Here is a 7,484-nt window from a genome sequence, read left to right on the forward strand (position 1 = left end):
CGCGCCGCCGTCGCCGCGCCCGCCGACGCCAAGGTGGCCTATGCCGGACCGCTGAGCGGCTGGGGCCAGGTGGTGATCCTGGACCTGGGGCCGGGCTGGCGGGCGGTGATCGCCGGGCTTGAGACGGTGGAGGTCCAGGCCGACGCGCGCGTCGCCGACGGCCAGACCCTGGGGCGCAGCGGCCCGGACGGCGACGTCTATTTCGAGCTCCGCCGCGACGAGCGCCCGATCGATCCGGGCCCCTGGCTGCGCTAAACCCGTAATTGGTCTTTGCTTTCGGGCCTGACGCTGATTTTATCGGCGGGACGCCGCGTCGCCACGATTTGGTCGTGTCTGCGGGGCCTTTGATCGAACCGGGCGCCTCCCATGATCGGGCCCACCGAAAGAGACCGAATGCGTAAACTGCTCCTCGTCGGCTGCGCCGCCCTGGCTCTCGGCGGATCCGCCGCCGCCGTCGCCAGTCAGACCCCGCGCAACGAAACCTTCCGCATGCTGGAGCTGTTCGGCGACGTCGTCGGCATCGTCGAGCAGCTGTACGTGGTGCCGGTCGACAACAAGAAGCTGATCGAGGCGGCGCTCAGCGGCATGATGACGGCGCTGGACCCGCATTCGAACTATCTGCCGCCCGACAATTACGACGACCTGCGCGAGCGGACCGAGGGGCAGTATTCCGGCGTCGGCCTGACCATCACCTCCGAGGGCGGCCTGGTGAAGGTCATCTCGCCCATGGACGAGAGCCCGGCCGCGCGCGCCGGCGTCCAGGCGGGCGACGTCATCAGCGCCATCGACGGCCAGAACGCTGCGGGCCTGACCGTCAGTCAGGTGTCCGAGAAGTTGCGCGGCGAGGTCGGCACCAGCGTCAAGGTCACCTTCCTGCGCGACGGCGAGGATCCGCTGGAGGTCGTGCTGACCCGCGAGGTCATCAAGGTTCAGTCGGTGACCGGCCGCGTCGAGGGCGACTTCGGCTATCTGCGCGTCTCGACCTTCAACGAGAACACCGGCCGCGAGTTGACCGAGGCGATCGCCAAGATCAAGGCCGAGAAGCCCGGCGTGAAGGGCTATGTCCTGGATCTGCGCAACAACGGCGGCGGCCTGCTGACGGCGGCCATCGACGTGTCGGACGCCTTCCTGGAACGCGGCGAGATCGTCAGCCAGCGCGGCCGCAAGCCCGAGCAGATCGAGCGTTATTCCGCCAAGCCCGGCGACCTGACCGGCGGCCTGCCGGTGGTGGTGCTGATCAACTACGGCTCGGCCTCGGCGTCCGAAATCGTCGCCGGCGCCCTGAAGGATCACCAGCGCGCGACCATCCTGGGCCTGACCAGCTTCGGCAAGGGGTCGGTGCAGACGGTGATCCCGCTGCGCCAGGGCCGCGACGGCGCCCTGTCGATCACTACCGCGCGCTATTACACCCCGTCCGGCGCCTCGATTCAGAAGATCGGCATCGAGCCAGACTACGAGGTGGCGCGCTCGGCGGCCGAGGCCCGCATCGTTTCGCGCTCCAGCTTTATCTATTCCGAGGCGGCCTATGCGACCGCGCTGGACTCCTCCATCGGCGCCGAGCGCAAGGGCGCCCACACGCCGCGCGAGGCCCCGGGCGAGGACTACGACAAGGACAAGGACTATCAGCTGGAGCGCGCGCTGGACCTGCTGCGCGCCGGCGGCGACATCTCCAGGCTGAGCGCGCCCGCGGAAGGGATCGTCGTCACCGAACCGGGCTCGGAGCCCAAGCCGGATGCGACCCCGGCGGACGAACCGGAGACGCCGGACGAGCAGGAATAGGCGTTCGTCCGCCCGTCTTGCGCTCGCTCCTGCTTTGACGAAGGGGCAGAGGAGGCTGGCGCCGACTCGCCTCGGTTGCCTTCGCCCCTCTTTTCCTTCATAAGCCGCCGCTTCCGACGCAAGTGAACCTCGCGTCTCCACCTGAACGACCCCGGCCCGCCGGACGAGTCAGGCGAGAACCCTCCGCCGACGTGATCGTCGCCGGGGGCCGTTGTCGTATGGAGCCGCTTCGCCTGCGCCACATGAGGTAGTGAATGTTCGAGGCTCTGAACGAGCGGCTGACAGGCGTCTTCGACCGGATCACCGGCCGCGGCGCCCTGTCCGAAAAGGATGTCGCCGAGGCGATGCGCGAGGTGCGCGTGGCCCTGCTCGAGGCCGACGTCGCCCTGCCGGTCGTCAAGGACTTCATCGCCTTCGCCACCGAGCGCGCCACCGGCGAAGAGGTCATCCGTTCGGTCAAGCCGGCCGACCAGGTGGTCAAGATCGTCTATGACGGCCTGATCGAGATGCTGGGCGGCGAAGAGCCGGTCCCGCTGAACACCAACGCCAATCCGCCCGCCGTGCTGCTGATGGCCGGCCTGCAGGGCTCGGGCAAGACGACCACCTCGGCCAAGCTGGCGCTGCGCCTGACCAAGTTCGATCGCAAGAAGGTCATGATGGCCTCGCTGGACACGCGTCGTCCGGCCGCGATGGAGCAGCTGGCGACCCTGGGCAAGCAGATCGAGGTCGCGACCCTGCCGATCGTGGCGGGCGAGAGCGCGGTCCAGATCACCCGTCGGGCGCTGCAGTCGGCCAAGCTTCAGGGCTTCGACGTCCTGATCCTGGACACCGCCGGCCGCATCACCCTGGACGAAGGGCTGATGAACGAGGTGGCCGAGGTCGCCGACATCGCCAAGCCCGTCGAGACCCTGCTGGTCGCCGACAGCCTGACCGGCCAGGACGCGGTCCGCACCGCCAAGGCCTTCCATGAACGGCTGCCGCTGACCGGCCTGGTCCTGACCCGCGCCGACGGCGACGGGCGCGGCGGCGCCATGCTGTCGATGCGGGCCGTCACCGGCCTGCCGATCAAATATCTGGGCGCCGGCGAAAAGGTCGATGCGCTGGACGTGTTCGACGCCCGCCGCGTCGCGGGCCGCATCCTGGGCCAGGGCGACATCGTGGCCCTGGTCGAAAAGGCCGCCCAGGACCTGGATCAGGCCAAGGCCGAGAAGATGGCCCGCAAGCTGGCCAAGGGCCAGTTCGACCTGGACGACCTGGCCGGCCAGCTTCAGCAGATGAAGCGGATGGGCGGACTTCAGGGCATCATGGGCATGCTGCCCGGCGTGGCCAAGATGAAGGGCCAGATGGCCGAGAGCGGCATCGACGACCGCATGATCCTGCGTCAGGAAGCCATCATCTCCTCGATGACCAAGGCCGAGCGCAAGAAGCCGGACCTGCTGAACGCCAGCCGCAAGAAGCGGATCGCCGCCGGCGCCGGCGTCGAGGTGCAGGACGTGAACCGGGTCCTCAAGCAGCACCGCCAGATGGCCGATGTGGTCAAGTCGATGGCGCGCGGCGGACCCAAGAAGATGCAGCAGATGGCCGCCATGCTGGGCGGTCTCGGCGGCGGAGGCGGCCCCGACCTGGCCCGCCTCAAGGCCATGGGCGGCGGCAAGATGCCGGAACCCAGCGCCGACGAACTGAAAGCGGTCCAGGAACGGCTTGCCGGACTGGGCGGCGGACAACTTCCGGGGGGCCTTCCGGGCTTGCCGGGCTTCCCGAAAAAGAACTGATCTGATCTAGAAAGAGACTGACAATGCTGAAGATTCGTCTGGCCCGCGGCGGCGCCAAGAAGCGCCCCTACTACCACATCGTCATCGCCGACTCGCACTCGCCGCGCGACGGCAAGTTCATCGAAAAGGTCGGCAGCTACAACCCGATGCTGCCCAAGGACGGCGCCACGCCGCGCGTGGCCCTGAAGGTCGAGCGCATCGCCGAATGGCTCGGCAAGGGCGCCCAGCCGACCGACCGCGTCGCCCGCTTCCTGTCGCAGGACGAGACCCTGGGCGCCAAGGTGAAGTGGACGCAGGGCAACAACCCGAACAAGGCCCAGCCCGGCAAGAAGGCCCAGGAACGCGCCGCCGAGCGCGCCCAGCGCGAGGCCGACCGTCTGGAAGCCGAAGCCGCCGCCAAGGCTGAAGCCGCCGAAGCCGCCGCCCGCGCCAAGGAAGAGGCCGAAGCCGCCAAGAACGCTCCGGCCGCTGAAGAGGCTCCGGCCGCCGAAGCCGCTGCTGAAGAAGCCCCCGCCGCTGAAGCGACCGAGGAAAAGGCCGAGGGCTAAGCTCTTCGCCATTCCGGCTCCGGCCGGATCGGATCATGGAAAGCAGCGTCCTCGCGGACGCTGCTTTTCTGTTATGGGGCGGGCATGAGAGAGGACGACGCATGACCAGGGACAGCAGACTCATCCTCGTCGGCCAGGTCGGCGGCGGCTTCGGCGTCCGGGGCGAGGTGCGGATCACCGCCTTCACCGCCGATCCGCTGGCGCTGACGGCCTATGGACCGCTGTTGCGTGCGGACGGCTCCGTGGGCCTGACCCTGACCTCGGCGCGGCCGGACAAGAACGGCGTCGTCGGCCGGGCCAAGGAGATCGCCACCAAGGAAGAGGCCGACGCCCTGCGCGGCCTGAAGCTGCACGTGCCACGCGACCGCTTTCCGGAACCGGAAGAGGACGAATTCTACCTCGCCGACCTGATCGGCCTTCAGGCGCGCGACGGCGAGGATGCCGTGATCGGCACGGTCAAGGCGGTCCAGAACTTCGGCGCCGACGACATGCTGGAGATCGCGCCGGCGGCGGGCGGTCCGACCTGGTATCTGCCCTTCACCCGCGACGCCGTGCCGGAGGTGCGGTCCGCCGACGGCTGGCTGCGCGCCCTGCGCCCGACCGAGGTCGGCGAGCGCGAGCCGGACTGAGCGCGCACGCCACGCGTCCTTCAGCGCGTCCGCAGGACGAACCCGGCGCCCAGGACGATGGGGATTGCTCCCTCAAAAGAAGGTCGTGTCGTCCTGCTTCTGCGCCTGAGGCGCGGCGCGTGGGGGCTGGGCGGGACGTGACGGCGCGGGCGGGTTGCGCTGCGCCTTGGGGGCCTGCGGCGTCTGGGAAGGCTGCGGGTCCGGGCCGGCTTGCGGGGGGACGGGCTGGCCCGGCGCAGCGATCGGCGGCGCGCCCGACACGTCGGGATAGGACATCGACGGCACGGTCCCGGCGACAGGCGCCTCGGACGGGTCGCCGATCCGGTCCGGCGCGCCGAGGTCGTCGCGGATGAAGGCCCAGCCGCGCGCATCGGCGCAGGCGCACGCCTTGAGGAACCCCTCGCGGTCGCGCCACAGCACCAGCGGATGGATCGGCTCCACCCCCGACGGCTGCAAGAACGTCGTCAACTGGGCGTCGAAGCGACGGGTCGCGTCCACCACGGCTTCGCGGGCCAGGTTCCCGTCGGCCGGCGCTACGCCCTGGGCGGTCCAGCTGCGTGGCGGGGTCGAGGTCCAGCGCTGGAACAGCCGCCAGTCGCGCGTCAGCCACAGTTCGGCGATGGTGGCGCGTTCGGCCGGGGTCGATTGCGGCGCCCCCTCGCGATCGGGCCGCGCGAACAGGATGAAGCGCGGCTCGGCCCCGCCGGCCTTCAGGCGCGGCGCTTCTTCGCGCAGATAGCGGTCCATGGCGGCGCTGTCGCGCCAGCCGACGACATAGACCGGCTGGCCGCCGCCGCCTTCCGAAACCCAGGACGCCTCGTCCAGCAGCCGCTGGATCTCGGCCTGGTTCTGCGTGATCGTCACGGGCTGGAAGCGGGCGAAGAAGTTCCAGTAGGCCCAGTAGCCGACCCCGATCAGGATCACGGCGACGATCGCCGTCAGGATCGACCAGATCAGAACACGCCGCATCGAAACGTCTCCCCCAGCTTCGCTGTACCGGATGCTAACGCACGCGCGCCGATTCCGTTGTCAGGGGGTGCGCGATCAGGGCTGCCAGCCGGTCGTCTGGGCGACCTCGCTTTCGTCGGCCAGGGCCCCGCGGGTCTTCCTCACCTCGGCCCAGGCGGCGCGCAGCAGTTCCGGCACGCCCTCGCCGGATACGCCCGAAACCAGCATCGGCCGGCGGCCCGCGACGGCCTCCAGCTGGTCGGCCTTCTCCTCGCGCATCTCGGGCGTCAGGGCGTCGATCTTGTTCAGGGCCAGGATCTCGGCCTTGTCGGCCAGGCCCTCGCCATAGGCCTCCAGCTCCCCGCGGATGATGCGATAGGCCTCGGCCACGTCGTCCTGGGTCCCGTCGATCAGATGGATCAGGCTGGCCGACCGTTCCACATGGCCCAGGAAGCGCGTGCCCAGGCCCGCGCCCTCGCTGGCGCCTTCGATCAGGCCGGGGATGTCGGCGATGACGAACCGCTCCGACGGCGACAGGTCGACCATGCCCAGGTTCGGCGTCAGGGTGGTGAAGGGATAGTCGGCCACCTTGGGCCTGGCCGCGCTGGCGGCCGACAGGAAGGTCGACTTGCCCGCATTGGGCAGGCCCGCCAGGCCGATGTCGGCGATCAGCTTCAGCCGCAGCCAGATCCAGCGCTCCTGGCCCTCCTGACCCGGATTGGCGTGGGTGGGGGCCTGGTTGACCGGCCCCTTGAAGTGGACGTTGCCCCAGCCGCCGTTGCCGCCCTTGAGCAGCAGTTCGGACTTGCCGGCCGTATCCATGTCCAGCAGCACCGTCTCCTTGTCCTCGTCCAGCACCTGGGTGCCGACAGGGACCTTCAGCACCACGTCCTGGCCCTTGCCGCCGTGCATCTGCCGGCCCTGGCCGTGGGCGCCGGTCTGGGCCTTGAAATGCTGCTGGTAGCGGTAGTCGATCAGGGTGTTCAGACCCTCCACCGCCTCAATCCAGACGTCGCCGCCCTTGCCGCCGTCGCCGCCGTCGGGGCCGCCGTTGGGGATGAATTTCTCGCGCCGGAACGACACGGAACCCGCGCCGCCGTTGCCCGAGCGGATATAGATCTTGGCCTGGTCAAGGAACTTCATCGGCGGCTTATGCCAAAAGACGGCGGCGAGGGCGAGGCGCCGGTCGTTAAGACCTGATTAACCAAAGCAGCCGAGCGTTAACGCTCATGAAACCTTTGACGTCGCCCGCGCTCACCCGCCCGTTCGTCGAACCCGCGGCGCCGACGGCGTTCCGCGCCCGGTTTTCGCAACCCGAAGCCGCGGAGCCCGAGCCTCCGCGCCGGGTCGAACCGCCCGTGAAGCCGCCAGAAACCGCCGAGGCGGCCAAGCGGCACATCGACCAGCTCGCCGCCCATCTGCGCATCCTCCAGACCGCCGGCGCCGCCAATCCGGCGATGGCGGCGATGCTGGCCTATGAGATGAAGGCCGCCCTGGGCGCCTACGCCGCCGCCGGCGCGGTCGCGCCGCCCGTCGTGGGCCTGGACGCGCTGAAAACGCGGGTCGCGGCGGCGGTGGAGCCGGCCGCACGGCGCATCAGCGTGATGTTCTAGAGCAGCGACGAAATCGCCGTCCTGGCGGCGTCGCCCAGGTCGGCGCGCTTCAGAGCCAGGGCGACATTGGCGCGCAGCAGACCGATCTTGTCGCCGCAGTCGTGGGTGACGCCCGCATATTCCACGGCGGTGAAGCTCTGGTCCGCCATCAGCCGCGCCATGGCGTCGGTCAGCTGGATCTCGCCGCCCGCGCCC

8 protein-coding genes and 1 pseudogene are annotated in these 7,484 nt (G+C 69.7%); 6 read left to right on the plus strand and 3 right to left on the minus strand.

The genetic code is table 11. The annotated features are described in order from the left end of the window. From ACE3PU_RS13255 to rimM, 5 genes are all read left to right on the plus strand, one after another. A partial coding sequence (locus ACE3PU_RS13255) for a murein hydrolase activator EnvC (protein ID WP_374390548.1) occupies positions 1-255 on the plus strand: 255 nt, incomplete at its 5' end. A 138-nt stretch (positions 256-393) separates the two neighbouring features. Next, positions 394-1,779: a S41 family peptidase gene (locus tag ACE3PU_RS13260; RefSeq protein ID WP_374390550.1), complete on the plus strand. Its 1,386-nt coding sequence runs from the start codon at positions 394-396 to the stop codon at positions 1,777-1,779. Positions 1,780-2,033: 254 nt separating this feature from the next. After that, a complete protein-coding gene (gene ffh, locus ACE3PU_RS13265) occupies positions 2,034-3,551 on the plus strand; it encodes a signal recognition particle protein (protein WP_374390552.1) in 1,518 nt (505 codons plus the stop codon). Between the two features lie 23 nt (positions 3,552-3,574). Continuing rightward, positions 3,575-4,099 (plus strand): 30S ribosomal protein S16, encoded by a 525-nt coding sequence (gene rpsP, locus ACE3PU_RS13270; RefSeq protein ID WP_374390554.1) that lies wholly within the window; start codon positions 3,575-3,577, stop codon positions 4,097-4,099. 101 nt (positions 4,100-4,200) lie between these two features. Beyond that, positions 4,201-4,728, plus strand: a complete 528-nt coding sequence (gene rimM / locus ACE3PU_RS13275) for a ribosome maturation factor RimM (RefSeq protein ID WP_374390556.1) — start codon at positions 4,201-4,203, stop codon at positions 4,726-4,728. Between the two features lie 72 nt (positions 4,729-4,800). Here the strand turns inward: rimM and ACE3PU_RS13280 are convergent, their stop codons facing one another. Together ACE3PU_RS13280 and obgE are read right to left on the minus strand one after the other, a co-directional pair. Further along, entirely contained in the window at positions 4,801-5,697 is an 897-nt protein-coding gene (locus ACE3PU_RS13280; protein ID WP_374390558.1) for a hypothetical protein, read from the minus strand. Between the two features lie 75 nt (positions 5,698-5,772). Then, positions 5,773-6,819: a GTPase ObgE gene (gene obgE, locus ACE3PU_RS13285; protein WP_374390560.1), complete on the minus strand. Its 1,047-nt coding sequence runs from the start codon at positions 6,817-6,819 to the stop codon at positions 5,773-5,775. 215 nt (positions 6,820-7,034) lie between these two features. Here obgE and ACE3PU_RS13290 point away from each other — a divergent pair, with 215 nt between their 5' ends. Continuing rightward, on the plus strand, positions 7,035-7,289 hold the full coding sequence (locus ACE3PU_RS13290) for a hypothetical protein (protein WP_374390562.1): 255 nt from the start codon (positions 7,035-7,037) through the stop codon (positions 7,287-7,289). On the opposite strand, the pseudogene ACE3PU_RS13295 reads toward ACE3PU_RS13290, so the two are convergent. Further along, positions 7,286-7,484 (minus strand): annotated as a pseudogene (locus ACE3PU_RS13295) (UTP--glucose-1-phosphate uridylyltransferase); the annotation flags it as partial. The gene ACE3PU_RS13290 and the pseudogene ACE3PU_RS13295 overlap by 4 nt on opposite strands.

The sequence above is a fragment of the Brevundimonas sp. genome, assembly GCF_041911375.1.
In the GTDB taxonomy this organism is placed as follows: Bacteria; Pseudomonadota; Alphaproteobacteria; order Caulobacterales; family Caulobacteraceae; genus Brevundimonas.